Raw genomic sequence first — 23,862 nt, 5'->3', positions numbered from 1 at the left:
ATGATTTACGCCAGGGGTTCGTGACACGGACCTCGGTTCGTTGACTTGCCCGGCGGGCCGCTGGTGCACTGGCGGGGACGCCGCCGCATCGATGTCGAGCGGGTCGCCCTCCTACACCCTCCATTGAGGATTCTTCATGCGCAGATTTCTTGCCGGTCTCGCCGTGGCCGGCCTGCTCCTCGCCGGCTGCCAGGGCGCCGGTGCCGACCCCGCGGCCGGGGCCGGCGCTCCGGTCCAGGGCGGCAAGCTCACCTGGGGCGTCGAGACCGAGCCGATCACCTTCAACCCGCACCAGTACGCGCAGGCCAAGGCCCGGCTGCTGGTCTGGAACAGCTTCGAGGGGCTGCTGACCCACGACGACAAGGGCGGGTACCTCCCCTGGCTGGCGTCGTCGTACTCGGCGTCGGCCGACGGCTTGACGTACACCTTCAAGCTCCGCGACGACGTGACCTTCCACGACGGCGAGAAGTTCGACGCCGCCGCGGTCAAGGCGAACCTCGACCAGCTGCAGGTCCCCGGGTACGCCCCGTCGGTCCTGGCCACCCAGCTGAAGAACTTCAAGGACGCCCAGGTCGTCGACCCCACCACGATCGAGATCCACCTCAAGAAGCCCGACGTGCTGATCCTGGACTTCTTCGCCGCGCCGCAGGGCGCCCAGATCTCGCCGAAGTCGCTCAAGAGCCCGAACCTCAAGGCCGGCGGTCCCGACGTGGTCGGCACCGGGCCGTTCATCCTGGACCGCTACACCAAGGGCCAGGAGGTGCACTACAAGCGCAACCCGAACTACAAGTGGGCGCCGTCCAACGCCGGCCACCAGGGCCCGGCCTACCTCGACGAGGTCACCTACCGCTTCCTGGGCGAGTCCTCGGTGCGCGTCGGCGCGCTGACCTCGGGCCAGATCGACGTGGCCGAGGGCATCCCGGCGACCGAGCAGGAGCTGGTCAAGGCCGACCCGAACCTGACCTTCAGCCGGTCGCTCAACAGCGGCACCGCGTACAACTACTACCTCAACCAGACCCGCGCCCCGTTCGACGACATCCGGGTCCGCAAGGCCTTCCGCGACGCGGTCGACGTGGACGCGGTGCTGCAGGGGGTGTACCGCGGCACGGCCACCCGCGCCTGGAGCATCCTCAGCCCGTCCGGCCAGTTCTACGACCCCTCGCTGGAGAAGACCTACGGCAACAACGCCGCCGAGGCCAACTCGCTGCTGGACGAGGCCGGCTGGTCCACGAAGGACGCCGACGGCTTCCGCACCAAGGACGGCAAGCGGCTCTCCGTGCGCATCGTGCTCTCCGCGCCCTACGTGCGGGACAAGCGCGACATCCTCGCCCAGGCGGTGCAGGCCGCGGTCAAGCAGACCGCCGGCATCGACCTGCAGGTGAAGATCGTCGACGCCGGCACCGCGACCGACGCGCTCAACAAGAACGAGTTCGAGGTCTTCGAGAACTCCCGGGCCGACACCGACGCCGGCGCCGCGCTGAGCCTCATCCTGCCCAAGGGCGCGCCGATCAACCGGCACGGGTTCAACTCGCCGGAGGTCGACCAGCTGGTGGCCCAGGCCGCCGCGACCAGCGACGTGGCCAAGCGCAAGGAGATCTACGTCAAGCTGCAGAAGCTGGTCACCGACAACGCGACGCTGCTGCCGCTCTACGCCCCGGCCGACCAGCTCGCGGCCCAGAAGAAGATCGGTGGCCTCGGGTTCGAGCCCACGGCGGGGGTGCCGCGCAGCGCCTACAACGTCTGGATCGGCAACTAGGCCATGCTCCAGCCGATCCTGCGACGCATCGCAAGCGGGGCGGCGGTCCTCTGGGCCGCCGCCACCGCGGCCTACCTGGCGCTGCACCTGGCGCCCGGGGACACCATCGACACGCTCGTCGGCGACGGGCCCGACACCCCGGCGATCCGCGCGCAGATCGCCGCCGACCTCGGCCTGGACCGCCCGGCCGTGGTGCAGTACCTCGACTACCTGTGGCGCCTGCTGCACGGCGACTTCGGCCGCTCCTACGTGCTGCAGCGCCCCGTCATCGACATCATCGGCAGCCAGATCTGGCCCACCGTCAAGCTCGCCCTGGCCGCCAGCGCGTTCAGCGTCGTCATCGCCGTCGGGCTGGCCCTGCTCACCGCCGGGCGGCCGCGCTGGCTGGCCGGGCTGGTGTCCACGGTGGAGCTGACCGTCGTGTCGGCGCCCGCGTTCCTCATCGGCATCCTGCTGCTGAGCCTCTTCTCGTTCCAGCTGGGCTGGTTCCCGGTCTCCGGCGACCGCGACCTCTCCGCGCTGGTGCTGCCCGCGCTGGCCCTCGCCCTGCCGATCGGCACCCTGCTGAGCCAGGTCATCCGGGAAGGCCTCGAACGGGCCGTGGAGGAGCCCTTCGCGGTCACCGCCCGGGCCCGCGGGCTCACCCGGCGGGCGCTGCTGTGGCGGCACGCGCTGCGCCACGCGCTGCTGCCGGCCGTCACGCTCGGCGGCACGCTGATCGGCTTCCTGCTCAGCGCGGCCGTGGTCGTCGAGCGCGTCTTCGGCCGGCCCGGGCTGGGCCAGGTCGCCACCCAGGCCGTCGGCGACAAGGACATCCCGGTCGTGCTGGCCGTGGTGATGCTCGCCGCCGCGATCTACGTGCTGCTGAGCACGCTCGCCGATGTCGCGTACCTCGTCATCGACCCCCGGCTGCGAAGGAGCTGACCATGGTGGACATCTCGCTGCCCGCACCGTCCACAATAGACCTCCGCTCGCGGTGGCGGGTGCCGGCGACGATCGTGCCGCTCGCGCTGCTGGCCGTCGTGGTGGTCGCGGTAGTGTTCCCTTCGCTGCTGACCGGGGCCGACCCGCTGGCCGCCAACCCGCTGGCCGCCCTGCAGGGGCCGAGCGGGGCGCACTGGTTCGGCACCGACCAGCTCGGCCGCGACGTGTTCACCCGGGTCGTGTACGGCGCCCGGTACTCGCTGAGCATCGGCGCCGCGGCCACGGCCCTGTCCGTGCTCGCCGGCGGGATCATCGGGCTGGTCGCCGGGCTCGCCCCGCGGGTCGTCGACGAGCTGCTCAGCCGGGCGCTCGACGTGCTGTCGGCCTTTCCCGAGGTCCTGCTGGCACTGCTGTTCATCGCGTTCACCGAGCCCGGCACGCCCAGCCTGATCCTGGCCATCGCGCTCGCGTTCGCGCCCCGCTACGGGCGCATCGTGCGGGCCCAGACCCTGTTGGTGCGCCGGGCCGGCTACGTCGAGCAGGCCTTGACCCTCGGGCTGTCCCGGGCCCGGCTGGCCTGGCGGCACATCCTGCCCAACGTGCTCGGCCCGCTGCCGATCCTGGCCACCATCGGCCTCGGCGCGTCGATCGTCAACGCCGCCGCGCTGAGCTTCCTCGGCATGGGCCCGCAGCCGCCGTCGCCGGAGTGGGGCGCGATGCTCGCCGAGAGCCGCAGCTACCTGCGGGTCGCCTGGTGGACCGCGATCCTGCCGGGGCTCGCCCTGACCGTCACCGTCGTCTCGCTCACCGCCGTCGGCCGGCGGCTGCAGGCCCGCTTCGAAGGCAGGCACTGAATGTCCACAGTGGTATCGAACCTGCACGTGACCTTTCCCGGCGGCGTGCACGCCGTGCGCGGCGTGAGCTTCTCCGTCGAGCCCGGCGAGTGCGTGGCCATCGTCGGCGAGTCCGGGTCGGGCAAGAGCGTGACCGCGCGGACGCTCGTCGGCCTGGCCGGAGAGGCCGCGGTGGTACGGCACGAGGGCCTGGTCGTCGCCGGACGCGACACCGGTGGCTTCGCCGACCGGGACTGGCGGCGGCTGCGCGGGCGCCTCGCCGGCCTGGTTCTGCAGGACGCCCTCGTCTCGCTCGACCCGCTGCGCACGATCGGCGAGGAGATCGCCGAGACGCTGCGCACCCACCGCATCGGGACCGCGGCCGAGCGCCCGGGCCGGGTGGCCGCGCTGCTCGAGTCGGTGGCCGTGCCGCCCGACCGCGCCAGTTCGCATCCGCACGAGCTGTCCGGCGGGCAGCGCCAGCGCGCGCTCATCGCCGCCGCGATCGCCGCCGACCCGCCGCTGCTCATCGCCGACGAGCCGACCACCGCACTCGACGTCACCGTGCAGGCCCAGCTGCTGCGGCTGCTCGCGCAGCGCAAGGCCGAGGGCCGGGCCCTGCTGCTGGTCAGCCACGACCTGGCCGTCGTGGCCGGGATCGCCGACCGGGTGCTGGTCATGCGCGAGGGCCAGATCGTGGAGCAGGGGCCGGTCGCGCGGGTGCTCACCGCGCCGGAGCACGAGTACACCCGGATCCTCCTCGCGGCCGTGCCCACCGCCGCCTCCCGCGGGCACCGGCTCTCCTCCCCCGGCCGGGAACCGCTGCCGCCGCGGGCCGCGCCGGGCGAGGTGGTGCTGTCCGCCACCGGCGTGCACAAGCGCTTCGGCGAGCGCACCGCCGTGCAGGACGTCGGCTTCGAACTGCGCCGCGGCGAGACGCTCGGCGTCGTCGGCGAGTCCGGGTCGGGCAAGACGACGCTCTCCCGCATCGCGCTCGGGCTGCTGGAGCCGTCGGCCGGACGGGTGCTCCTCGGCGGCGAGGACTGGAGCGGCGTGCCCGAGCGGCGGCGCCGGGCCCGCCGCCGCCGGCTCCAGGTCGTCTCGCAGGACCCGCTGGGCTCCTTCGACCCGCGGTACACCGTGGAGGAGATCATCGGCGAAGGGCTCACCGAGCGCGGCCAGGCCCGCCGGGACCGCGTGGTCGAACTGCTCGAGCGGGTCGGGCTCGGCGCCGAGCATCTGCGGCGGCGGCCGCGCCGGCTCTCGGGCGGGCAGCGGCAGCGGGTCGCGATCGCCCGGGCCGTCGGGCCGCGGCCGGACGTGCTGGTCTGCGACGAGCCGGTGTCCGCCCTGGACGTGTCGATCCAGGCCCAGGTGCTGGACCTGCTGGCCGAACTGCAGGCCGCGGACGGCACCGCGCTGCTGTTCATCTCCCACGACCTGGGCGTGGTCCACCACGTCGCCGACCGGGTGCTCGTCATGCAGGGCGGCCGGGTCGTCGAAGAGGGACCGGTGAACGACGTGTTCACCGACCCCTCGCACCAGTACACGCGGGAACTGCTCGCGGCGTTGCCGAGCCTGGATCTCGCCGGCGCCGGCACCCGCGGTGACGCTTGACCTGACGTGGCAGGAGCCCTGCTGGGATCAGCGTTCGTCGACCGCGCCCAGCACGGGCTTCGGTCATGCACCGCGGCACCATACACTCGGCGACGATGGAACCTCACGACGTCCTCGACGCGCCGGTCTGGGCCGCGCTGCACGGGCCGCACCACAGCTTCGCCGAGCGCTCGGGCCGCGCGGCCCGCTTCCACCCGGACGTGGCCACGTTCTGCGCCCTCGACCCCGACGCCGGCCCGGAGGCCTGGCCGGACCTGGCCGAGCTGGCCGGCCCGGGCTCGGACGTCCTGCTGGCCGGCCCGGTCCCGCCCGTCCCCGCGGACTGGGCCCTCGTCCACGAGATCCCGGGCGTCCAGCTCGCCGCCGTGGCGCTGGACACCGCGCCGGATCCCTCGGCGGTACGGCTGGGCGCCGACGACGTCGACGAGATGCTCGACCTGGTGGCCCGCACCCAGCCGGGCCCGTTCCGCAGGCGCACCATCGAGCTGGGCACCTACCTGGGCCTGCGCCACGAGGGCGCCCTGATCGCCATGGCCGGCGAGCGCATGCACCCGCCGGGCCACACCGAGATCAGCGCCGTGTGCACCGACCCCGCCTACCGCGGCCGAGGCCTGGCCACGCGGCTGGTCCGCGCCCTGGCCCACGACATCCGGGCCCGCGGCGAGACCCCGTTCCTGCACGCCTCGGCCGGCAACACCAACGCCATCCGCCTGTACGAGTCGCTGGGCTTCAAGCAGACCCGCCCCACAACGTTCCGGGTCCTGCGCACCCCGGACGCGTGACGCCCGCCGGGCGCTGATCGACCGCCCGGGGACGCCGCCGTACAGGTCAGTCGACGCTCGGGCTGCGGCGGTTGCCTCGCTTGAGCTCGTAGAAGCCCGGGTTGCGCATCAGCAGGTGCATGGCGTCGAAGAACTCGCCGGCCGCCTCGCCGCGCGGGACAGGGGTCACCACCGGACCGAAGATGGCCGTTCCTTCGATGTGGATGGCCGGGGTGCCGAGGTCCTCGCCGACCGGGTCCAGGCCCGCCCGGTGACTCGCGAGGAGGGCCTCGTCGTAGGTGTCCGTCTCCGCGGCCTCGGCCAGCGAGTCGTCCAGCGACAGGGCCTTCAGGGCGCCCCGGTACAGGTCCGCGCCGATCGGCTGCCGATCGTGGTGGATGCGGTTGCCCATCTCCGTGTAGAGCCCGCGCAGGACAGACGTGCCGTACCGCTGCTCGGCGGCGATGGACACGCGCACGGGGCCCCGGGTGTCGGACAGCCAGGTGCGGTACCAGTCGTCCAGGTTCTCCTGGTCCTTGTTGAGCAGCCAGAGGCTCATCACGTGGAAGCGGGCCTCCACCGGGCGGACCCGCTCGACCTCCAGCAGCCAGCGGGAGGCGTTCCAGGCCCAGGGGCACTTCGGGTCGAACCACATGTCCACGACGATCATGCAGCTATTCAAGTCCTCGGCATTGGACCACGGAAGTTCCAATTCGTGGCCGATTTCACTGGGCCAAGTTGCGGGAAAAGGTCCGGCTAAGACTCGGCTAAGGGAGAATCAATGATCTCCACAGATGCGTGTTGAGCTGCGCAAACATTCACGATCAAAAGCGCACATCGATTGACCGGGGAACCCGCGGATGCCTAGGCTCCGGTCGATCAAGCAACCTGGCGAACAGATCGGTGGAGTACAGGCGCGATGGGGATCTCACGACGGACCGTGATCGCTTCCGGGCTCGCGGTTGGCGGGGCGGGGGCCCTGGCTTTCTACGCGACGCCGGACGGGCTGGCGGCCAGCGCCCCGGGGGACGTGGTCGGCAAGGTGACGGTCGGGTACCAGGGGTGGTTCGCCTGCCCCGGCGACGGCGCGCCGATCAACGGCTGGTGGCACTGGAGCCAGAACTGGTCGCAGGCGCCGTCGCCGAGCCAGGCCGCGATCAAGAGCTGGCCCGACATGCGCGAGTACACCAAGGGGTACCGCACCGCCTTCTCCAACCTCGGCAACGGGCAGCCGGCGAACCTCTACTCCTCCTACGACCAGCAGACCGTGGACACGCACTTCCGCTGGATGCAGCAGAACGGCTGTGACACCGCGGCCCTGCAGCGGTTCAACCCGTTCGGGGGCGAGGGAGCGACCCGGGACGCGATGGCCGGCAAGGTGCGCACCGCGGCCGAGGCGACCGGGCGGAAGTTCTACATCATGTACGACGTCAGCGGCTGGGCCGACATGCAGGGCCAGATCAAGACGGACTGGACCACGAAGATGGCGGCGCACACCGCGTCGGGCGCGTACGCGCGGCAGAACGGCAAGCCGGTCGTGGGCATCTGGGGCTTCGGGTTCAACGACGGCAACCACCCGTGGAGCGCGGCCGCCTGCCTCGACGTCATCAACTGGTTCAAGGCCCAGGGCTGCTACGTGATGGGCGGCGTGCCGACCCACTGGCGGCTGGGCACCGACGACTCGCGGGCCGGGTACCTCGACGTCTACCACGCCTTCGACATGCTCTCGCCGTGGATGGTCGGCCGGATCGGCGACGCGGCCGGATCGGACTGGTTCTACACCAACCGGACCGTCGGCGACCTCGCCGACTGCGCCGCCCGCAACATCGACTACCAGCCGTGCGTGCTGCCCGGCGACATGAGCGTGCCCGGCCAGCGCGCGAACGGCGACCTCATGTGGCGGCAGTTCTACAACATGGCCCGGGCCGGGGTGAAGAGCGTCTACATCTCGATGTTCGACGAGTACAACGAGGGCAACCAGATCGCCAAGACGGCGCCGGACGCCTCGCTGGTCCCGGGCGGCTCGGGCCTGCGGGCCCTGGACGCCGACGGCGTGCGCTGCTCCTCCGACTACTACCTGCGCCTGACGAACGACGGCGGCCGGATGCTCAAGGGCGAGATCGCGCTCACCGCCACCCGCCCGACCCCGCCGGTCCCGGCCACCACCCCGACGACGCCGCCGCCGACCACCAGCCCCGGCAACGGCGTGACGCTGCGCGCGCGGGCCAACGACCGGCTCGTCTCGGCCGAGAACGCCGGGGCCGCCGCGCTCGTCGCCAACCGCACGGCGGCCGGGGACTGGGAGCGCTTCGACCTCATCCAGCTCTCCGGCGGGGACGTGGCGCTGCGGGCCCGGGTCAACGGGAAGTACGTGTGCGCGGAGAACGCGGGCGCGGCGGCGCTCATCGCCAACCGCACCGCGATCGGCGCCTGGGAGACCTTCGGGCTCGTGCACAACCCGAACGGCACGGTCAGCCTGGTGTCGCGGGCCAACGGCCGCTACGTGTGCGCCGACAACGCCGGTGCCGCGCCGCTGATCGCCAACCGCACCGCGATCGGCCAGTGGGAGCAGTTCGACCTCGCCTGACCCCGAGCGGGTGCCGGACCGCCGCCACGGTCCGGCACCGTAAGGTCAGCCGGGTACCCGATCACGTGCCAGTCGCCCGGATCGGCTCCGCCGCAACGGGCTCGGCCGCGGCCGCCTTCTCCACAGTGGACGGACCGCGGCGGGCCAGCCGCGGCTCGGCCAGCAGCAGGGCGGCGGCGGCCGCGGTGAGCCCGGCGCCGGTCAGGGCGACCACGCGCACCCCGGGCCCGTCGACGATCTCGCCGCCGAGGAACGAGCCGGCCGCGATGCCCACGTTGAACGCCGATCCGATGACGGCGGCCCCGATGTCGGTACTGCCCGGCGCGATCAGCAGCGTCCGGTTCTGCACCGCCACCGCCATCGCGCTGTACGCGGCCCCGTTGAGCGCCAGGACGGCGACCGTCACCGGGCGCACCGGCCCGAGCGTGAAGAGCCCCAGCAGGGTCGCGCACAGCAGCGCCATCGGCACGAGCAGCGCGCCCCACGGGTGCCGGTCCAGGAACCGCCCGGTCACGAGCGTGCCGGCGAACCCGGCCGAGCCGGCCACGGCCAGGATCGGCCCGAGCGTGGCGGGCGCGAACCCGGCCACGTCGAGCAGGAACGGCGTCACGTAGGTCTGCGCCGTCATCGCCCCCGTGACGCCGAGCGTGACGGACAGCGCCAGCACGGCGAACCGGCGGGCGTCCGGGGCAAGGCCGCGCGAGGACGGGGAGGACCCGGGCTGGGCCGAGGGCAGCAGCGCCACGATCGCCGCGCCGGTGGCGACCCCGACCCCGGCCATGACCAGGAAGGCGACCCGCCAGCCGGCCTGCTGCCCGAGCCAGGTGCCGGCCGGCACGCCGAGCACCGGGGCGAGGGCGGCGCCCAGCGACAGGCGGGCCACCGTGCGCCCGCGCCGCTCGGGCGGGAACAGCCCGACGGCGGTCGAGCCGACGACCGACCAGAACATCGCCTGGCTGAGCCCGACGACGAGCCTGGCGCCGAGCAGCACCGGATAGCCGGGCGCGAGCGCGGAGACGAGCGTGCCGACGGAGAACACCGCGAGCGTGACGCCGAGCAGCGGCCGGCGGGGAACGCGCTGGGTGAGCCGGGCCAGCGGCAGCGAGGCCAGCACGACCACGGCCGCGTAGCCGGTCATGAGCAGCCCGATCCGCGACGGCGAGCGGTGCAGGTCGTCGGCGATCAGGGTGAGCAGCCCGACCGGCAGGATCTCGGTGGCCACGAACGTGAACGTGGAGACGGACAGGGCCGCAAGGGCGAGGGTGGCGCGACGGTGCCCGATCACTGGCCTACGGTAGCTGCATGGCGCTGGTGCGATGCGATTTTTATTCCGACGTCCTGGGCTTCGGCACGACGATGAGCGTCCTGCTGCCGGAGCCGCCGTCCGGGCAGATCGGCCTGGGCGGCAGCTCGCGCGCCGGGGACTTCCCCACCCTCTACCTGCTGCACGGGCTCAGCGACGACCACGGGGCCTGGACGCGGTACACCTCGATCGAACGCTACGTCGCCGAGCTCGGCGTGGCCGTCGTGATGCCCCAGGTGCACCGCAGCTTCTACACCGACGAGGCGTGGGGGCGGCCGTACTGGCAGTTCGTCGCCGAGGAGCTGCCGCGCAAGGCCCGGGCGTTCTTCCGCCTCTCCGCCGACCCGGCCCAGACCTTCGTGGCCGGGCTGTCCATGGGCGGCTACGGGGCGTTCAAGCTGGCCCTGCGCCACCCGGACCGCTTCGGCGCCGCGGCCAGCCTCTCCGGCGCGCTCGACCTCGCCGACCGGGCCGGCACCCTGCACCGGCCCGAGGACCCGCGGATGTGGCAGCGCATCTTCGGCGACCCGCCGGCGATCGCGGGCACCGACGAGGACCTGTTCCACCTGCTCGACCGGCCGGGCGCGCGGCCGCCGCTGTACCTGACCTGCGGGACGCAGGACGTGCTGTACCCGGGCAACCTGCGCTTCCGCGACGCGTGCGCCGCCCGCGGCATCGCGCTGACGGCCGACTTCTCGCCGGGCAACCACGAGTGGTCGTACTGGGATGCCAAGATCCGCGACGTGCTGGCCTGGCTGCCGCTGTGATCGGCCCCGACGAGCTCGGCGCCTGGCTCGGCGCCGAGGTCGCCGGGACGGTCCTGGTCACCGGCAACCTGTCCGAGGTGCACGTGCTGCGCCTGGCCGACGGCCGCGAGGTCGTGGTGAAGGCCCGCCCGGCCGAGGAGCGGCTGGCCGGCTGCGCGCACGTGCAGCGGCACCTGTGGCTGGCCGGCTTCCCCTGCCCGGAGCCGGTCGCCGGCCCGGCCCGGTTCGGCGGGCAGGCCCTGAGCGCCGAGCTGGCGGTCCCCGGCGGCCCGGACGAGGCGCCGCCGGCGGCCGGCCCGACGGCGGCGCTGCTGGCCCGGCTGATCGCGGCCGCGCCGGATGCCCGCGCAACGCCGACGCTGCGCCCGTCGCCGCCCTGGATCCGGTGGTACCACGACGAAGGCCCGCTCTGGCCCCGCCCCGACGACCGCGACGCCGACCTGAACGCGGAGCCCACCTGGCACGACGCCGGCGCCGCGGCGGTCCGGGCCCGGCTCGCCGGGTTCGACGCCCCGCCGGTCGTCGGGCACTGCGACTTCGAGGCCCACAACGTGTGGTGGCGCGGCGGCGAGCCCCTCGCGGTGCACGACTGGGACAGCGCGGTGGCCGAGCCCGAGGCGGTGATCGTCGGCGTGGCCGCCGCGATGTGGCCGGCCGGGCACGACGGTCGGTTCGGGGCCACCGTCGAGGAGAGCGCGGAGTTCCTGGAGGGCTACCAGCGGGCGGCCGGCCGCCCGTGGACCGCGGCGGAGAACCGCGCGGCGTGGGCGGCCGGCCTGTGGATCCGGCTGTTCAACGACAAGAAGTGGTCACGCGACGGCCTCGTCACGCTGAGCGCCGTCGAGGCCGGCGAGCGCGCCGGGCTGGCCGGCCTCTGAAGGCTTCGCGGGGGCCTCCCAGGCGGGGCGGCCGGTGCGGACCAGGAGCAGGACCAGGACGCCACCGGCGAGGGCGACCCAGCCGGCCACGGCGGTGACGTGGTTGATGGCGTCGGTCGGGGGGTGGTGCGCCGAGAGCCGGTCGGCGAACAGGGCGCCGAAGATGGCTACGCCCAGGGCGAAGCCGAGCTGGCGGAAGGTGTTCACCGCGCCGCCGGCCATGCCGCTGCGCTCGTGTGGGACCGCGGCCAGGGCGGCCGAGGCCATCGTCGGCAGCACCGCGGCCACACCCAGGCCGGCCACGATCAGGCCGGGGATGAGGGCGGTGCCGCCGCTCGCCGGGGTGAGCCGGGCCTGCAGGAACGCCCCTGCGGCGAGCAGCAGCATGCCGATGCCGATGCTCCAGCGGGGCGCGACGCGCTGCAGCAGGCGGCCGCCGAACGCGCCGCCGACGAACGCGGCGGCCGACATCGGCAGGGCGCCGAGCAGGCCGGCGTCGACCGGGCCCTTGCCCAGGAACTGCTGCAGCCAGACCGTGGTGAACGGCAGATACGCGAAGGCGGAGGCCTGTGCCAGTCCCGCCGCGACCATGAGGACGGAGAAGGACGGCTTGGCGAACAGGCGCAGGTCCAGCATCGGGTGCCCGGTGCGCCGCTCGATCGCGAGGAACCCGGCCAGGGCCACCGCGGCCAGCGCGAAGGCGCCCAGGGTGGACGGGGCGGTCCAGCCGGCGTCGCCGCCGCGGATGAGGGCGAACGTCACGGCGGCCGCGCTGAGCGTGAACGCCACGGTGCCGGGCAGGTCGAGGCGGGCGCCGGCCTTGCCGCGGGACTCGGTGACGCCGCGGACGGTGAACCACAGGGCGAGCAGGCTCACCGGCAGGTTGACCAGGAAGATCCAGCGCCAGCCGAGGTGCTCGGTGAGCAGCCCGCCGGCGATCGGGCCGGCGGCCGCGGCGGCGCCGTTGACCGCGCCCCAGACGCCGAACGCCACGCCGCGGTCGCGGCCGGTGTAGGTGACGCTGAGGATGGCGACGGTGGTGGCGAGCATCGCGGCGCCGCCGAGGCCCTGCAGGAACCGGGCCGCGACGAGCAGGCCGGCGTTCGGGGCCACCGCGCACAACAGCGAGGCGAGGGCGAAGACGACCGTGCCGCCGAGGTACACCCGGCGCCGGCCGTGCCGGTCGGCCAGGGCACCGGAGCCCAGCAGCACGGCGGCCAGGGCCAGGGCGTAGCCGTCGAGGACCCACTGCAGGCCGCCCAGGGTGGCGGGCAGGTCGCGGGCGACGGCGGGCAGGGCGACGACCACAATGGTGACGTCGACCAGCAGCATGAAGGTGCCGATCGAGACGGCGATGAGGGCGGACCATTTGCGCATGCCGTCGAATGTGGGCGCACTGCCTCATGCACCACTTCGCCGGCGGCGCCGAGGGCGACACCCGGCTGGCCCGGCTCACCCCGGAGCAGATCGCCCGGCTGCGGCCCGCCCCGCCGGCGCCGGGCACGGTGGCCACGCTCGGCGACGACGACCGGCCGCTGCTGGCCGCGCTCAACCGCGACGGGCGGCTCGGCTACCCGCAGCTGGCCGCGGCGACCGGCTGGTCGGAGTCGACGGTGCGGCGGCGGCTGGAGCACCTGCGCGGCACGGGGGCGATCTTCTTCGACGTGGAGGTGGAGCCGGCGCTGTTCGGGTACCCCGCGCGGTTCCTGCTGTGGCTCAGCGTGGCGCCGGCCCATCTGGCCGCGGTCGGGCAGGCGATGGCCGCGCACCCGGAGGTGGTGTTCGCGGCGGCCACCACCGGGGAGACGAACCTCGTGGCCACCGTGATCTGCCACGACATGGCGGGGCTGTACGAGTACGTGACGCACCGGGTGGGGCCGCTGCCGGGCGTGGACCGGCTCGAGTCGGCGCCCTCCCTGCGCCACGTCAAGCAGGTGGGTGCGCTGCTGCCGCACCAGCACACGGGCTGAACGCGCGTTCGCTCATCCATTCGCCTTCTTGCCTTCATCGATGCAATACGGGCACGATCCTGTGCCATGGAACGCATTGGGGTGACGTTTGCGACGGACGGTGCCGAGACCGGCGACCTCACGTGGGGACAGCGGCAGGTGTGGACGGCCATGCGCGAGGTCGGCACCTCGATGAGCATAGGCGGGGTGGTGCCGGTCGGCGACGGGCGCGAGGCCGGCGACTTCGCGCAGGAGCTGCGGTTCTTCCTGATGCGGTACCCCGCGATGCGCACCCTGCTGCGCATCGCCCCCGACGGCACCACCACCCAGGAGGTGCACGGCACGGGCGAGGCCGGCCTGGAGGTGCACACGGCCGAGCCGGCCGAGGGCGCACAGGCCCTCGCCGACGAGATCTTCGCCGGCTGGAGGGCCCGCAACTTCGACTACACCCGCGAGTGGCCGATCCGGATGGCGGTCGTGCGGGCCGGCGACGGCGGCCCGGTCAGCCACGTCGTCGTCATGGTCTGCCACATCGCCACCGACGCCGGCGGGCTCGGGGTCATGATCCGCGAGCTGGCCGAGCGGGCCACGGCCGGCGAGCGCGGCGCGGCCGGGCACCTCGATCTGGTCGCCAGGCAGCGGTCGGCCGGGCGGCAGAGCGACAACGCGATGCGGTACTGGGAGACCCAGCTGCGCGCCATCGAGCCCCAGCGCTTCGCGCGCTTCGCCGAGCCCGACGGCGACCGGTTCCGGCAGCTGGTGTGGCGCTCCCCCGCCCTGTACCTCGCCGGCGAGCGGCTGGCGGCGCTGCTGGGCGTGGACGCCGCCCCGGTGATGCTGGCCGCCTACGCCGTGGCGTTCGGGCGGGTGGCCGGCGGCGACGGGCCCTTCGCCGCGCAGGTGATCATCTCCAACCGGTTCCGCCCGGGCCTGGCCGACCTCGTCAGCCCCCTCGCGCAGAACGGGCTCGTGGTCTTCGACGCCAAGGGGGTCAGCGCGGCCGAGGCGGTGGCGCGGGCCCGGCAGGCGTCGATGAGCGCCTCGAAGTACGCCTACTACGACCCCGGCGCCCGCCTGGCCCTCTTCGACCGGGTGGCCAAGGAGCGGGGCGAGCCGATCGACCTGGCCGTGTTCCACAACGAGCGGCGGGTCGCGCTCAGTGCGCCGGCCGAGCCGCCCGCCGAGGACGCGATCCGGGCCGCCCTGCCGCGCACCGAGCTCGTGCGGGAGACGGTGCTGCCGTACTTCAACGAGAAGCTCATGATCAATATCGACGACCTGCCGGACACGGTGCAGATCACCACCGAGGCGGACACCGCGTACCTGCCGCTTCCGGACGTGCGGCGGCTGCTGTCGGAGATGGAGAGCTTCGTCGTCGCGGCCGCCCTCGACCCGTCCACGCACACCTTCTGAGGCGTGGCCTGCCCGCGGGGGTGGATGATGTCTGCATGGAAGTCACCTGGTGGGGCCACGCGACCGTGGCGCTGCGCGACCGCGGGGTCACGATCCTCACCGACCCCGTGCTGCGCAACCGCCTCGCGCACCTGCGCCGGCGGCGCGGCCCCCGGCCAGCGCTGGCCCACCCGCCGGACGCGGTCGTGGTGTCGCACCTGCACTCCGACCACTGCGACCTGCCCTCGCTGCGGGCGCTGCCGGCCTCGACCCGGCTGATCGTCCCGCGCGGGGCGGCCGGCTTCCTGCGCGGCCGCCTCGGCGAGCGCGACTTCACCGAGCTGCGGGCCGGCGAGGAGACCACAGTGGGCGGGGTCACCGTCCGGGCGGTCCCGGCCGCCCACGACGGCGGCCGAACCCCGACGTCACGCATCCGCGCGGTGGCTCTCGGCTACGTGGTCAGCGGCGACCGTTCGGCCTGGTTCGGCGGCGACACCGGGCTGTTCGACGAGATGAAGGAGCTCGGCCCGCTCGACCTCGCCCTCGTGCCGGTGTGGGGCTGGGGCTGGACGCTCGGCCCCGGCCACCTCGACCCGGCCGGCGCGGCCGAGGCGATGCGCCTGACCGAGCCGGCCCGGGCGGTGCCGATCCACTGGGGCACCCTGTGGCCGGTCGGCTGCGGGCGGGTCCGCCCGGACCGCTTCCACCGCCCGGGCGAGGAGTTCGCGGCACACACCCGCACCACCGCCCCGGGCACCGACGTGCGGGTGCTGGCCCCCGGCGAGAGCATGACCGTTTGATGGTCACGTTCGGGGGGCTGGTCGCCGCGCTGGCGGTGACCTTCGCGGTGGTCGCGGTCGGCTCGACGGTGCCGGTGCTGCCGACGGGGGCGGCGGTGAGCGCGACCGCGGTGCTGGCCGCGCACTACAGCCCCCTGGCCGTGCCGGTGGTGGTGGCGGCGGGCGGCCTGGGCGCGTACACCGGCGACGCGGTCACCTTCGCCATCTGCCGGGCCGGCGGCGAGGCGCTGACCCGGCGGCTGCGGCTGCTGCGCCAGCCGTGGCGGCTCGCCGAGACCGTGCGGGAGCGGCTGCGGCGGCACCCGGTGTCGGCGCTGCTGGTGTCCCGGCTGGTGCCCGGCGGCCGCATCCCGGTGCTGCTCACGGCCGCCATCGTCGGGCTGTCGTGGCGCACGTTCATCGTGTCGAACGTGGCCGCCTGCGCGCTGTGGGCCGCCACGTACTCGGCCATCGGGCTGCTGAGCCGCAACGTCTTCCCGCAGCCGTGGCAGGGCGTGGCCGCCGCGATCGTCATCGTGCTGGCCGCGGGCCAGGTCGCCGGCTGGGTGGAGCGGCGCCGCCAGGCCCGCCAGGACCGCCTCTCGGCAGGCGCCGAGTCCTGAGGGTCATTCGAGGCTAGTTGATCTAAGCACCCTGCAGTTTGCCGGACAGGGGAGCGCTCTCGCCGTCGCCGGGCGCCGGGATGTCACGCGGGGCGGGCACCGGCACCGGGGCGCGCAGGCCCAGGTCGTCGAGCCAGGCGACGAGCTGCTCGTGGATGGCGACCGGGCCGACCGGCCGGGCGTCGAGCACCGGCCAGTCGGCCGGGTGGACCAGCACCGCCTCGGTCTGCCAGCCGCCGATGCCGCCGTGCGAGCCCACCAGTTCCTCGAAGGCGGCCACCTCGTCGGTGCCGGGGTCGACCCGGCTGAGCACCACCAGGTCGCCGACGTGGGCCATCGCCTGGTGGGCGAGCAGGTCGGCGGCGGCCGACGGGCCGTAGGGCAGCAGCGGGTCGTCGCCCTCGATGTGCGCGTCGCGCAGCCGGTGCCGGCCGGCCGGGCCGATCGCGACGGGGCCGTCCGGGGTGTCGACCACGACGACGCCGATGCCGGGGTGCTTGGCCAGACCGTCGACCAGGCCCGGGCGCAGCGCCTCGACGGTGTCGAGGTCCGCGCGGCCGGGGACGTCGGTGAGGTACAGCATGGCGAGGTTGCCGGAGGCGATGGTGACGACCTCGCCGCGGGGGCGATGCGTGACGGGGCCGCACGAGCGGGTCTGGTTCGACACGCCGGCCAGCAGCGTGTTGGCCCGGCCCCAGTCCTCCTCGTCCGGGCCGCCGGAGGCCGGCTCGGCGTCGTTGCCGGCGAGGTCGGCGATGAGGCGTTCGAGCGTCACGCCGTAGCGCTGGCGGAAGGTCGCCCCCTGGCTCTGCCCGTGGTCGGAGAGCACCACGATCCGGTAGTCGCGGCCGGCCACCCGGGCCAGCTTGTGCAGGGTCCCCAGCACCCGGTCGAGGCCCTCGAGCGTCTGCATCGCCTCGGGACGCAGCGGGCCGGCGTGGTGGGCGACCTCGTCGTAGTCGACGAAGTCGCAGAAGATGACGGGCGCGCCGCGGCTCATCTGCTCGGCGATGAGCGAGACGTTGAGGTCGCGCAGCAGCACGTTGGTGACCGCGCGCAGGGCGACGTACGCGGCGGTGCGCGACACCCGGGGGTACACGTTGCGGAAGCGCTGCCGGCGGGCCTGCTGGATCTCCTTGAGCATCTCGCCGACGGACAGCACGACGGCCCGGGCGAAGCCGTAGGGGCTGGCCACGAAGGCCAGGTAGCCGCGGGCCGAGCGGCCGGGCAGCGCGGCGTTGCTGAAGGTGAGCAGGCTGGTCGGGGCGTCGCCGGAGAACACGTTGCTGATGCTCACGCCGCCGTCGGCGAGCAGGCCGCGGCCGGTGGAGATGCGGGCCTCGACGTCGGCGGCGTCGCGCGGGCGGTTGGTGACGACGAGGCGGGCGGCCTCCTTCTCGTACCAGCGAAACGCCGGGATCTGCCCGAAGTCGCCGTGCAGGATGCCGGCCTGGCTGGCCGGGGTGGTGGCCGGCAGCCCGGTGTGCCAGGCCCGCATGGTGTGCGTGCCGGTGCGCACCCACTTGCCGAGGTTGGGCAGGTTGCCGGCCTTGACCGCCCAGGACAGCAGCGGCGCGGAGAGCCCGTCGAGCTGCACGATGAGCACGCCGGGCTCGGTCGCGGGGGTGCCGCGGTGCCGCCGGGCCATCTGGCGCAGCGCCTGGCCGAGGAACACGTCCTCGCTGCCGGCGTCGGCGAGCCAGTTCACCATCGCGGTGAGCGCGGCGGCGAGCCAGCTGGCCACCCAGGCGTCGGCGAACGAGTCGACGCTGACCCCGTCGGCCAGCCGCAGCGCGGTGAACATGACGACGGCCTGGATGACCACGCCGAGCGCGAGCACCCCGATCCCGCCGACCACGACCGCGACGCCGAGCAGCACCAGGCGCATGAGCGTGCCGATGAGCGCCAGCAGGACGGTGAGCTCGACGAAGGTGAGCGGGCCGCCGCGGGCCGTCACGCCGGGCAGCAGCCAGAAGGTGACGGCGAGGACGACGACGCTGGTCAGACCGGAGCGCAGCAGCGACTTGCCCCACGCGACGGTGAGCCGCCAGTCCCGTAACAGCCGGATGGCGAAGCGCACCCGCTGCCTGACGACACCCACGTGCCCAGATTACGACCGGCGCCGCCGAACGCCCGATAACCGATCAGCGTGACCCAACTCGCACCCGGCGGCGCGGTCCGGCGACGGCGCGCTCGCCACGCGCCTATCGCGCGACGCTCGCCGGTTGCGGGTCCAGCAGGGCGCCGACCGCCAGCGCGTACCGCTCGGCCGAGCGCACCGTCTCGGTCGCCGCCGACAGCCGCTCGCCCATATGGACCGGCCGCGCCGCGGCGAGGACGTGGCGCAGGGCGGCGAGCTCGGCCAGGTGGTCGTCGAGCAGCTGGAGCATGTCGTAGTGCACCTTTCGTTTATCGCACGTTCATCTTCGCGTAGTGGTGAGTTCACTGCGAGAATGAGTGCATGGCCGGAAAACTCGAAGTCGAACGCAAGTACGAGGTCCCGGACGGTTTCGCGCTGCCCGACCTGCGGGGGATCGGCGGCGTCGCCGCCGTCGGCGAGCCGGACGACCAGCGACTCGACGCGGTCTACTACGACACCGACGCACTGCACCTGGCGCGGGGCCGGGTCACGCTGCGCCGGCGCAGCGGCGGGCACGACGCCGGCTGGCACCTCAAGCGCCCGTCGGGCGGGGAACGCAGCGAGCTGCAGGTGCCGGCCAACAACCGCCACCGCACCCCGCCGCGGGCCGTGACCGACCAGGTCCGCGCGCTGGCCCGGGGCGAGGCGCTGACCCCGGTCGCCCGCATCCGCACGCACCGGGTCGAGCGGGAGCTCAAGGCCGCCGACGGCAGCACCGTCGCGCTCGTCGCCGACGACCGGGTCACCACCGAGTCGCTGCGCACCGGCCGGGCCCGCGAGTGGCACGAGCTGGAGATCGAGCTGGTCGACGGGGACGGCGCCGCCCTCGCCCGCCTCGACGCGGCGCTGCGCAGGGCCGGCGCCCGGCCGTCGACGAGCCCCTCGAAGCTGGCCCAGGCCCTCGGCAAGGAGTACCCGCCCCCCGCGCCGCTGCGGCTGCGCGGCTCGAAGGCCCGCCGGGCACTGGCCGCCTACGTGGCCGCCCAGCGCGACGCGCTCGTCGAGCACGACCCTTCCGTGCGCGAGGGCGACGCCGAGGCGGTGCACCGGATGCGCGTCGCCACCCGGCGGCTGCGCTCCACGCTGCGCTCGTTCGCCCCGGTCCTCTCCGGCGACCTCGACGCCCTGCACGACGAGATCAAGTGGGTCACCGGGCTGCTGGGCGAGGTGCGCGACTGCGACGTCATGGGCGAGCGGCTGGCCGGGCTGGTCGCCGCCGTGCCGGGCGAGCTGGTGCTCGGGCCGGTGTCCGCACGCATCACCTCGCTGCTGGCCGCGCGGTCGGCCGAGGGCCGGGAAGCGCTGATGAAGGGGCTCGACAGCCCGCGGTACACCACCCTGCTCAACGACATCGACGCGCTCGTGGCCCGCACGGCCGAGCCCGACCGGATCCCCTCCCGCCAGCTCCTGCGCCGCGCCCGCAAGGCCGTCGAGCGGGCCGACGGCCGCCTCGCCGCCGCCGAGCGGGCCGCCGGCCGCCGCACCCGGCCCGGGATGCCGACCCCCGACGAGCGCCTGCACGAGGCCCGCAAGGCCTACAAGCGGGCCCGGTACGCGGTCGAGCTGGTCGCCCCCATCGCCGGGAAGCGGGCCACGAGGCTCGCCGATCGGCTCACCGGCCTGCAGGACGTGCTCGGCGCCCACCAGGACGCCCTGGTCACCGGGGAGCTGCTGCGCCAGTACGCGATCGGCGCGCACGGCGCCGGCGAGAACGGGTTCACGTACGGGCTGCTGCACGCGCGCACCGACGAGCACGGCCGCCAGGCGCTGCGCGCGCTGGGCAGGACCAAGGGCCAGGCACGGAAGGCGAAGAAGGCGCTCTTCGGGTGACAGGGGTGGCGTCGGTTCGATAAGGTTCGAACTCTCGCCCCCTGACACCCCGGGTTGACCAGTGCAGCTGCAGATCCACCTCGAACCACTCGGCGACGGGCCGGACCCGGACGTCGATACGCTGCTCAGCCTGCAGCGCTGGCTGGTCGGCGAGCCCAACGTCGTGCAGTCCGAGATCGGGCTGTCCACCGCCGGGAGCCCCGGCGAGCTGGGCGCCGCGGTCGAGATCATCAGCCTGGTGCTCGGCACCGGGCTGTCGGTGGGGCAGCTGTTGCTGGCCGTGTCGAGCTGGCGGCGCACCCGCCCCGCCGCGCCGGCCGTGATCCTGACCCGGATCGACCCCGACGGCGTGTCCGTGCGCATCGAGTCCGCCGACCCGCAGGCCGTGGCCGCCGCCGCCCGGGCGCTCGACGGCTGAAGCGGTGCCGGACCTCGCCGACCCGCGGGCGTCGCGGGCAGTGCTCGTGGGCGGGGCGCGGTACACGTCGCTGCCCGAGGTGCCCGCCATCCCGCGCAACCTCACCGCGCTGGCCGGGGTGCTGCAGGACCCCGAGCTGTGGGGGCTGGCGCCGGAGCACTGCACGGTGCTGCCCGACCCCGACGACGCCCGGGAGGTCAGCCGGGTGCTGCGGCGCGCCGCGGACGAGACCGCGGCGGAGGGGATGCTCGTCGTCTACTACGCCGGCCACGGGCTCGTCGACCCGGTCGACGGCAGCCTGGTGCTGGGGCTGCGGGACACGGATCCCGCCGTACCGTATGAGGCCGGTCTCCCGTTCGAGCACATCAGGCGGGCGGTGGCCGGCAGCCGGGCCCGGCGGCGGCTGGTCGTCCTGGACTGCTGCTACGCCGGGCGGGCCGCCGGCGCCCTGGCCGCGGGCGAGTCCGGGTCCCAGACGGTGGCCGACCAGGCCGGCACCGACGACACCTGCCTGCTGGTCTCCGCACCGCGCAACCGCACCGCCCAGGCCCCGCCCGGAGAGCCGTACACCGCGTTCACCGGCGAGCTGCTGCGGGTGCTGCGCGGCGGCCTTCCCGACCGCCCGGCCATCCTCGACGTACGCACCGTCTGGCGCGAGGTCACCCTGCGGCTGCGCGAGCGCGGCTTCGAGCTGCCCGCACTGCGCTCCGCCGGCGACGAGCTGGCCCTGGTGCGCAACGCCGCCCGGCACCGCCGCGACCTCGTCGGGCGGATCGTGGTCGCCACCGCCGCCGTCGAGGACCGCGACCTGCGCCAGGCGGCCGTGCTCATCCTGCGCCACGACCGGGGCCGCGGCGCGGTCGGCGTGCGGATCAACCGCCCGACCGCCGACCCGCTGCCGGCCGACATCCCGCAGGGCTGGCGGCGGCTGCTGACCACCCCCGCGGTGCTGTTCGACGCCGGGCCGCTGAGCCGGTATGAGGGCTTCATCGCGGTCGCCCGGCTGCGCCCCGACGTGGAGCCCCCGCTGCGCTTCCACCCGATCCGCGACCGGCTCGGCACGATCGCCCTGTCCGCCGACCCGGCCCCGCTGCCCGCGGTCATCTCCGGGCTGCGGCTGTTCAGCGGGTACCTCGGCTGGGGCCCCGAGCAGCTGGAGGCCGACATCGACGGTGGCCTGCTGCTGCTCAGCGACGCCGACGTGCGCGAGGCGCTGTCCAGCCGCCCGCGCGACCTGTGGACGACCCTGCACGCCCGGGCCGCGGGAGAGTGATGGAAGCGCGCCTGATCGACGACATCGTCTCCGCCATCCACCACGGCGGCACCGTCACGCTCGTGCTGGGCGCCGGCATGACCATGCCCGCCGTGCCCGGCCTGGAGGAGCTCGTCGAGCTGGCCGAGCGTTACGCCACCGGCCTCGGCGACGACGGCGAGCTGATCCAGGCCCTGCACCAGGCCCGCGCCGCGCTCGGGCCGCACGCGCTGCCGATCGAGGTCTACCTGGCGTACCGCCGCGTCTTCACCGCCCGCCGCCGCCCGGGCGAGTTCGACGTGGTCGCCCAGCAGGCCGTCCTGGCCGGCTACCGGGCCCCCGACCTCGCCTCCTCACCGCTGGCCACGCACGGCATCTGGCAGCGGGTCGACCTGCGCCTCGGCGAGCGGGTCGAGAACAGCCTCGACTGGTGGGAGCTGCCGGCCGGCGTCCAGGCGGTTGGCCGCCTCCTCGCGGGCCGCCCCGACGAGTTCGGCAACGCCCTGCTCACCACCAACTTCGACCCGCTCTTCGAGATCGCCGTGCGGCACACCGGCCGCCAGGCGGTCAGCGTGCCCGTCGCCCCGGACGGCCGCCCCGACCGCCGCCCCGAGGGCGAGGGCGCGGTGCAGGTCTTCCATCTCCACGGCTTCTGGCGCCCGGTCGGCGAGGAGGCCCGCGAGCCGCTGCTGCACGACCCGGCGCCGGACGCCACCGCCCCGGAGTCGACCGCCCGGGCCCTGGCCGACCTGGTCACCGGGGACGTCGTGGTCGTGGTGGGGTACAGCGGCTGGGACGACGTCGTGACGAGCGCCCTGCGCGCCGTGTCCGCCGCCCGCCCCGTGCGCGTGCTGTGGGCGCTGCACGACGCCGCCCCGCTGCGCCTGCCCGACCGCCTCGACGGCATCGTCACCTTCTACCCCGACGTCGACGGCGACCGCCTGTTCACCGCCCTCGCCGACCGGCTCGAGGTCCCGCCCGCCGGCCCGCGCGTCGACCCCCGGCGCCGGGTCCGCCACCTGGAATGGGAGCGCGAGCTGTTCTCCCAGCCGGGCAACACCGCCCCGGACGGCGTACTGCCCCTGCTGCGCCAGCTGGAGCGCCGCTACGGCTGGGGCGTGGACTGGGCCGGCGAGCCGCAGCACCCGCGGCTGCTCTTCTGGCCGCTGCGCCTGCGCGCCCGCGCGTCGCTCATCAACGCCGTGCAGGCCCTCACGGCCGCCGCCCTGTCGGCCCGCGGCGTGCGCGTGGCGATCTGCCTCGACGACTTCGGCGTCGCCGGCCGCGAGGAGCTCAGCGCCGCCTTCACCGCCGACCTGCTGCGCTGGATGCGCCGGGTCGACCCGGCCGCCGCCCCGTCGGTCGCCTCCCTGCAGGACTACGTGGCCGGCGCCCCCGCGCACTCCCCCGAGTCCCTGCTGCGCCCGACCGACCCGTGGTCGGTGGCCCGCACCTTCTACGGCGAGCGCAGCCCGTCGCTGTACAGCGTCCTGGCCGCCATCAAGGTCGTGCCGCACCTGGCGCTGCACGACCTGGAGCGCAACGCCGCCGCGATCGTCCAGACGCTGCTGAGCAAGGACGCCAACCGCCTCCTGACCCCGCTGACGACCTGGTCCTACCTGCACCACCTGCTGGAGGACGAGCCGGCCGCCGAGGTGATGGCCTACGCCGGCAGCGACGAGCGCCTGCTGTGGGAGCAGTTCCGCGAGCACTTCGGCCTGGGCGGCACCCTGCTGTACAACCCGTACATCAAGCACCTGACCAACGAGTCCCGGATGGTCCGGTGGTCCTCCCCCGCGGAGCTGCGCGCGTACCTCAACTCGACCCGCTCCCTGCCGGGGTGGGGCGAGGAGGGCGGCTACGTGCACTGGCTGGTCCAGAACGCGTTCCTGCTGCCGCGGTACCTGACGGGCGGGGACTTCCCGGAGGCGGGCGGCTACCGGCTGGACTCGTGGTCGGCCTTCGCCGCCGCCCTGGAGGGTGGCATCCCGGTCCTGGACCTGCTGGCCGAGGACGTCTCCGCGTTCTATCTGTCCTGACCTCGCCCTCGTGG

At 74.4% G+C, this 23,862-nt stretch carries 21 protein-coding genes; 16 read left to right on the top strand and 5 right to left on the bottom strand.

The window, feature by feature from the left end:
* The first annotated feature begins 136 nt into the window (after positions 1-136).
* The 5 genes from AB0M46_RS07900 (at position 137) to AB0M46_RS07880 (ending at position 5,912) form a co-directional block, all read left to right on the top strand.
* Positions 137-1,756, top strand: coding sequence for an ABC transporter substrate-binding protein (locus AB0M46_RS07900; RefSeq protein WP_363333621.1), 1,620 nt, complete (start codon positions 137-139; stop codon positions 1,754-1,756).
* 3 nt (positions 1,757-1,759) lie between these two features.
* Positions 1,760-2,680: an ABC transporter permease gene (locus tag AB0M46_RS07895; protein WP_363333619.1), complete on the top strand. Its 921-nt coding sequence runs from the start codon at positions 1,760-1,762 to the stop codon at positions 2,678-2,680.
* Positions 2,681-2,682: 2 nt separating this feature from the next.
* On the top strand, positions 2,683-3,534 hold the full coding sequence (locus AB0M46_RS07890; protein ID WP_363333617.1) for an ABC transporter permease: 852 nt from the start codon (positions 2,683-2,685) through the stop codon (positions 3,532-3,534).
* Positions 3,535-5,130: an ABC transporter ATP-binding protein gene (locus AB0M46_RS07885; RefSeq protein WP_363333615.1), complete on the top strand. Its 1,596-nt coding sequence runs from the start codon at positions 3,535-3,537 to the stop codon at positions 5,128-5,130.
* Between the two features lie 95 nt (positions 5,131-5,225).
* Entirely contained in the window at positions 5,226-5,912 is a 687-nt protein-coding gene (locus tag AB0M46_RS07880) for a GNAT family N-acetyltransferase (RefSeq protein ID WP_363333613.1), read from the top strand.
* A 46-nt stretch (positions 5,913-5,958) separates the two neighbouring features.
* On the opposite strand, the gene AB0M46_RS07875 is transcribed toward AB0M46_RS07880, so the two are convergent.
* On the bottom strand, positions 5,959-6,561 hold the full coding sequence (locus AB0M46_RS07875; protein ID WP_363333611.1) for a disulfide bond formation protein DsbA: 603 nt from the start codon (positions 6,559-6,561) through the stop codon (positions 5,959-5,961).
* A gap of 249 nt (positions 6,562-6,810) precedes the next feature.
* Between AB0M46_RS07875 and AB0M46_RS07870 the strand changes: the two genes are divergently transcribed.
* Entirely contained in the window at positions 6,811-8,478 is a 1,668-nt protein-coding gene (locus AB0M46_RS07870) for a lectin (RefSeq protein WP_363333610.1), read from the top strand.
* A 61-nt stretch (positions 8,479-8,539) separates the two neighbouring features.
* Here AB0M46_RS07870 and AB0M46_RS07865 read toward each other — a convergent pair whose 3' ends face one another.
* On the bottom strand, positions 8,540-9,763 hold the full coding sequence (locus AB0M46_RS07865; RefSeq protein ID WP_363333608.1) for an MFS transporter: 1,224 nt from the start codon (positions 9,761-9,763) through the stop codon (positions 8,540-8,542).
* Between the two features lie 17 nt (positions 9,764-9,780).
* Between AB0M46_RS07865 and AB0M46_RS07860 the strand changes: the two genes are divergently transcribed.
* Both AB0M46_RS07860 and AB0M46_RS07855 read left to right on the top strand, forming a co-directional pair.
* Complete coding sequence (locus AB0M46_RS07860) at positions 9,781-10,548, top strand: alpha/beta hydrolase family protein (protein ID WP_363333606.1); 768 nt, start codon at positions 9,781-9,783, stop codon at positions 10,546-10,548.
* On the top strand, positions 10,545-11,426 hold the full coding sequence (locus tag AB0M46_RS07855) for a phosphotransferase (RefSeq protein ID WP_363333604.1): 882 nt from the start codon (positions 10,545-10,547) through the stop codon (positions 11,424-11,426). The genes AB0M46_RS07860 and AB0M46_RS07855 overlap by 4 nt, the downstream gene beginning before the upstream one ends.
* Here the strand turns inward: AB0M46_RS07855 and AB0M46_RS07850 are convergent.
* Positions 11,358-12,803: an MFS transporter gene (locus tag AB0M46_RS07850; protein WP_363333602.1), complete on the bottom strand. Its 1,446-nt coding sequence runs from the start codon at positions 12,801-12,803 to the stop codon at positions 11,358-11,360. The genes AB0M46_RS07855 and AB0M46_RS07850 overlap by 69 nt on opposite strands.
* A gap of 26 nt (positions 12,804-12,829) precedes the next feature.
* On the opposite strand from AB0M46_RS07850, the gene AB0M46_RS07845 reads away from it, so the two are divergent.
* From AB0M46_RS07845 to AB0M46_RS07830, 4 genes are all read left to right on the top strand, one after another.
* Positions 12,830-13,396, top strand: coding sequence for an Lrp/AsnC family transcriptional regulator (locus tag AB0M46_RS07845; RefSeq protein ID WP_363333600.1), 567 nt, complete (start codon positions 12,830-12,832; stop codon positions 13,394-13,396).
* Positions 13,397-13,462: 66 nt separating this feature from the next.
* Positions 13,463-14,788: a condensation domain-containing protein gene (locus tag AB0M46_RS07840; RefSeq protein ID WP_363333598.1), complete on the top strand. Its 1,326-nt coding sequence runs from the start codon at positions 13,463-13,465 to the stop codon at positions 14,786-14,788.
* 35 nt (positions 14,789-14,823) lie between these two features.
* Complete coding sequence (locus AB0M46_RS07835; protein ID WP_363333596.1) at positions 14,824-15,567, top strand: MBL fold metallo-hydrolase; 744 nt, start codon at positions 14,824-14,826, stop codon at positions 15,565-15,567.
* A complete protein-coding gene (locus AB0M46_RS07830; protein WP_363333594.1) occupies positions 15,567-16,169 on the top strand; it encodes a VTT domain-containing protein in 603 nt (200 codons plus the stop codon). Before AB0M46_RS07835 ends, AB0M46_RS07830 begins: the two co-directional genes overlap by 1 nt.
* 22 nt (positions 16,170-16,191) lie before the next feature.
* Here the strand turns inward: AB0M46_RS07830 and AB0M46_RS07825 are convergent, their stop codons facing one another.
* Together AB0M46_RS07825 and AB0M46_RS07820 are read right to left on the bottom strand one after the other, a co-directional pair.
* Positions 16,192-18,270, bottom strand: a complete 2,079-nt coding sequence (locus AB0M46_RS07825; protein ID WP_363333592.1) for an alkaline phosphatase family protein — start codon at positions 18,268-18,270, stop codon at positions 16,192-16,194.
* Between the two features lie 103 nt (positions 18,271-18,373).
* Positions 18,374-18,559, bottom strand: coding sequence for a hypothetical protein (locus AB0M46_RS07820; protein WP_363333590.1), 186 nt, complete (start codon positions 18,557-18,559; stop codon positions 18,374-18,376).
* A 71-nt stretch (positions 18,560-18,630) separates the two neighbouring features.
* Between AB0M46_RS07820 and AB0M46_RS07815 the strand changes: the two genes are divergently transcribed.
* The 4 genes from AB0M46_RS07815 (at position 18,631) to AB0M46_RS07800 (ending at position 23,848) form a co-directional block, all read left to right on the top strand.
* Positions 18,631-20,139 (top strand): CYTH and CHAD domain-containing protein, encoded by a 1,509-nt coding sequence (locus AB0M46_RS07815; RefSeq protein WP_363333588.1) that lies wholly within the window; start codon positions 18,631-18,633, stop codon positions 20,137-20,139.
* Positions 20,140-20,200: 61 nt separating this feature from the next.
* Positions 20,201-20,557: a hypothetical protein gene (locus AB0M46_RS07810; protein ID WP_363333586.1), complete on the top strand. Its 357-nt coding sequence runs from the start codon at positions 20,201-20,203 to the stop codon at positions 20,555-20,557.
* 4 nt (positions 20,558-20,561) lie between these two features.
* The gene (locus AB0M46_RS07805; protein WP_363333584.1) at positions 20,562-21,830 is read left to right on the top strand and encodes a YqgE/AlgH family protein; all 1,269 of its coding nucleotides are present in this window, start codon (positions 20,562-20,564) and stop codon (positions 21,828-21,830) included.
* Positions 21,830-23,848, top strand: a complete 2,019-nt coding sequence (locus AB0M46_RS07800) for an SIR2 family protein (protein ID WP_363333582.1) — start codon at positions 21,830-21,832, stop codon at positions 23,846-23,848. Before AB0M46_RS07805 ends, AB0M46_RS07800 begins: the two co-directional genes overlap by 1 nt.
* Positions 23,849-23,862 lie beyond the last annotated feature (14 nt).

Origin of the sequence: Dactylosporangium sp. NPDC051485 (assembly GCF_040682015.1) — a bacterium.
Classification (GTDB): Bacteria; Actinomycetota; Actinomycetes; order Mycobacteriales; family Micromonosporaceae; genus Dactylosporangium.
Note: the sequence above shows the minus strand (reverse complement) of the source record. Positions and strands in the feature narration are given on the sequence as shown.

Excerpts from the sequence above, each read along its gene's own strand:
- AB0M46_RS07830 (WP_363333594.1), top strand. The coding sequence starts at position 15,567 with ATGGTCACGTTCGGGGGGCTGGTCGCCGCGCTGGCGGTGACCTTCGCG.
- AB0M46_RS07885 (WP_363333615.1), top strand. The coding sequence starts at position 3,535 with ATGTCCACAGTGGTATCGAACCTGCACGTGACCTTTCCCGGCGGCGTG.
- AB0M46_RS07895 (WP_363333619.1), top strand. The coding sequence starts at position 1,760 with ATGCTCCAGCCGATCCTGCGACGCATCGCAAGCGGGGCGGCGGTCCTC.
- AB0M46_RS07870 (WP_363333610.1), top strand. The coding sequence starts at position 6,811 with ATGGGGATCTCACGACGGACCGTGATCGCTTCCGGGCTCGCGGTTGGC.
- AB0M46_RS07835 (WP_363333596.1), top strand. The coding sequence starts at position 14,824 with ATGGAAGTCACCTGGTGGGGCCACGCGACCGTGGCGCTGCGCGACCGC.
- AB0M46_RS07875 (WP_363333611.1), bottom strand. The coding sequence starts at position 6,561 with ATGATCGTCGTGGACATGTGGTTCGACCCGAAGTGCCCCTGGGCCTGG.
- AB0M46_RS07860 (WP_363333606.1), top strand. The coding sequence starts at position 9,781 with ATGGCGCTGGTGCGATGCGATTTTTATTCCGACGTCCTGGGCTTCGGC.
- AB0M46_RS07900 (WP_363333621.1), top strand. The coding sequence starts at position 137 with ATGCGCAGATTTCTTGCCGGTCTCGCCGTGGCCGGCCTGCTCCTCGCC.
- AB0M46_RS07880 (WP_363333613.1), top strand. The coding sequence starts at position 5,226 with ATGGAACCTCACGACGTCCTCGACGCGCCGGTCTGGGCCGCGCTGCAC.
- AB0M46_RS07820 (WP_363333590.1), bottom strand. The coding sequence starts at position 18,559 with ATGCTCCAGCTGCTCGACGACCACCTGGCCGAGCTCGCCGCCCTGCGC.
- AB0M46_RS07890 (WP_363333617.1), top strand. The coding sequence starts at position 2,683 with ATGGTGGACATCTCGCTGCCCGCACCGTCCACAATAGACCTCCGCTCG.
- AB0M46_RS07815 (WP_363333588.1), top strand. The coding sequence starts at position 18,631 with ATGGCCGGAAAACTCGAAGTCGAACGCAAGTACGAGGTCCCGGACGGT.
- AB0M46_RS07845 (WP_363333600.1), top strand. The coding sequence starts at position 12,830 with ATGCACCACTTCGCCGGCGGCGCCGAGGGCGACACCCGGCTGGCCCGG.
- AB0M46_RS07850 (WP_363333602.1), bottom strand. The coding sequence starts at position 12,803 with ATGCGCAAATGGTCCGCCCTCATCGCCGTCTCGATCGGCACCTTCATG.
- AB0M46_RS07800 (WP_363333582.1), top strand. The coding sequence starts at position 21,830 with ATGGAAGCGCGCCTGATCGACGACATCGTCTCCGCCATCCACCACGGC.
- AB0M46_RS07840 (WP_363333598.1), top strand. The coding sequence starts at position 13,463 with ATGGAACGCATTGGGGTGACGTTTGCGACGGACGGTGCCGAGACCGGC.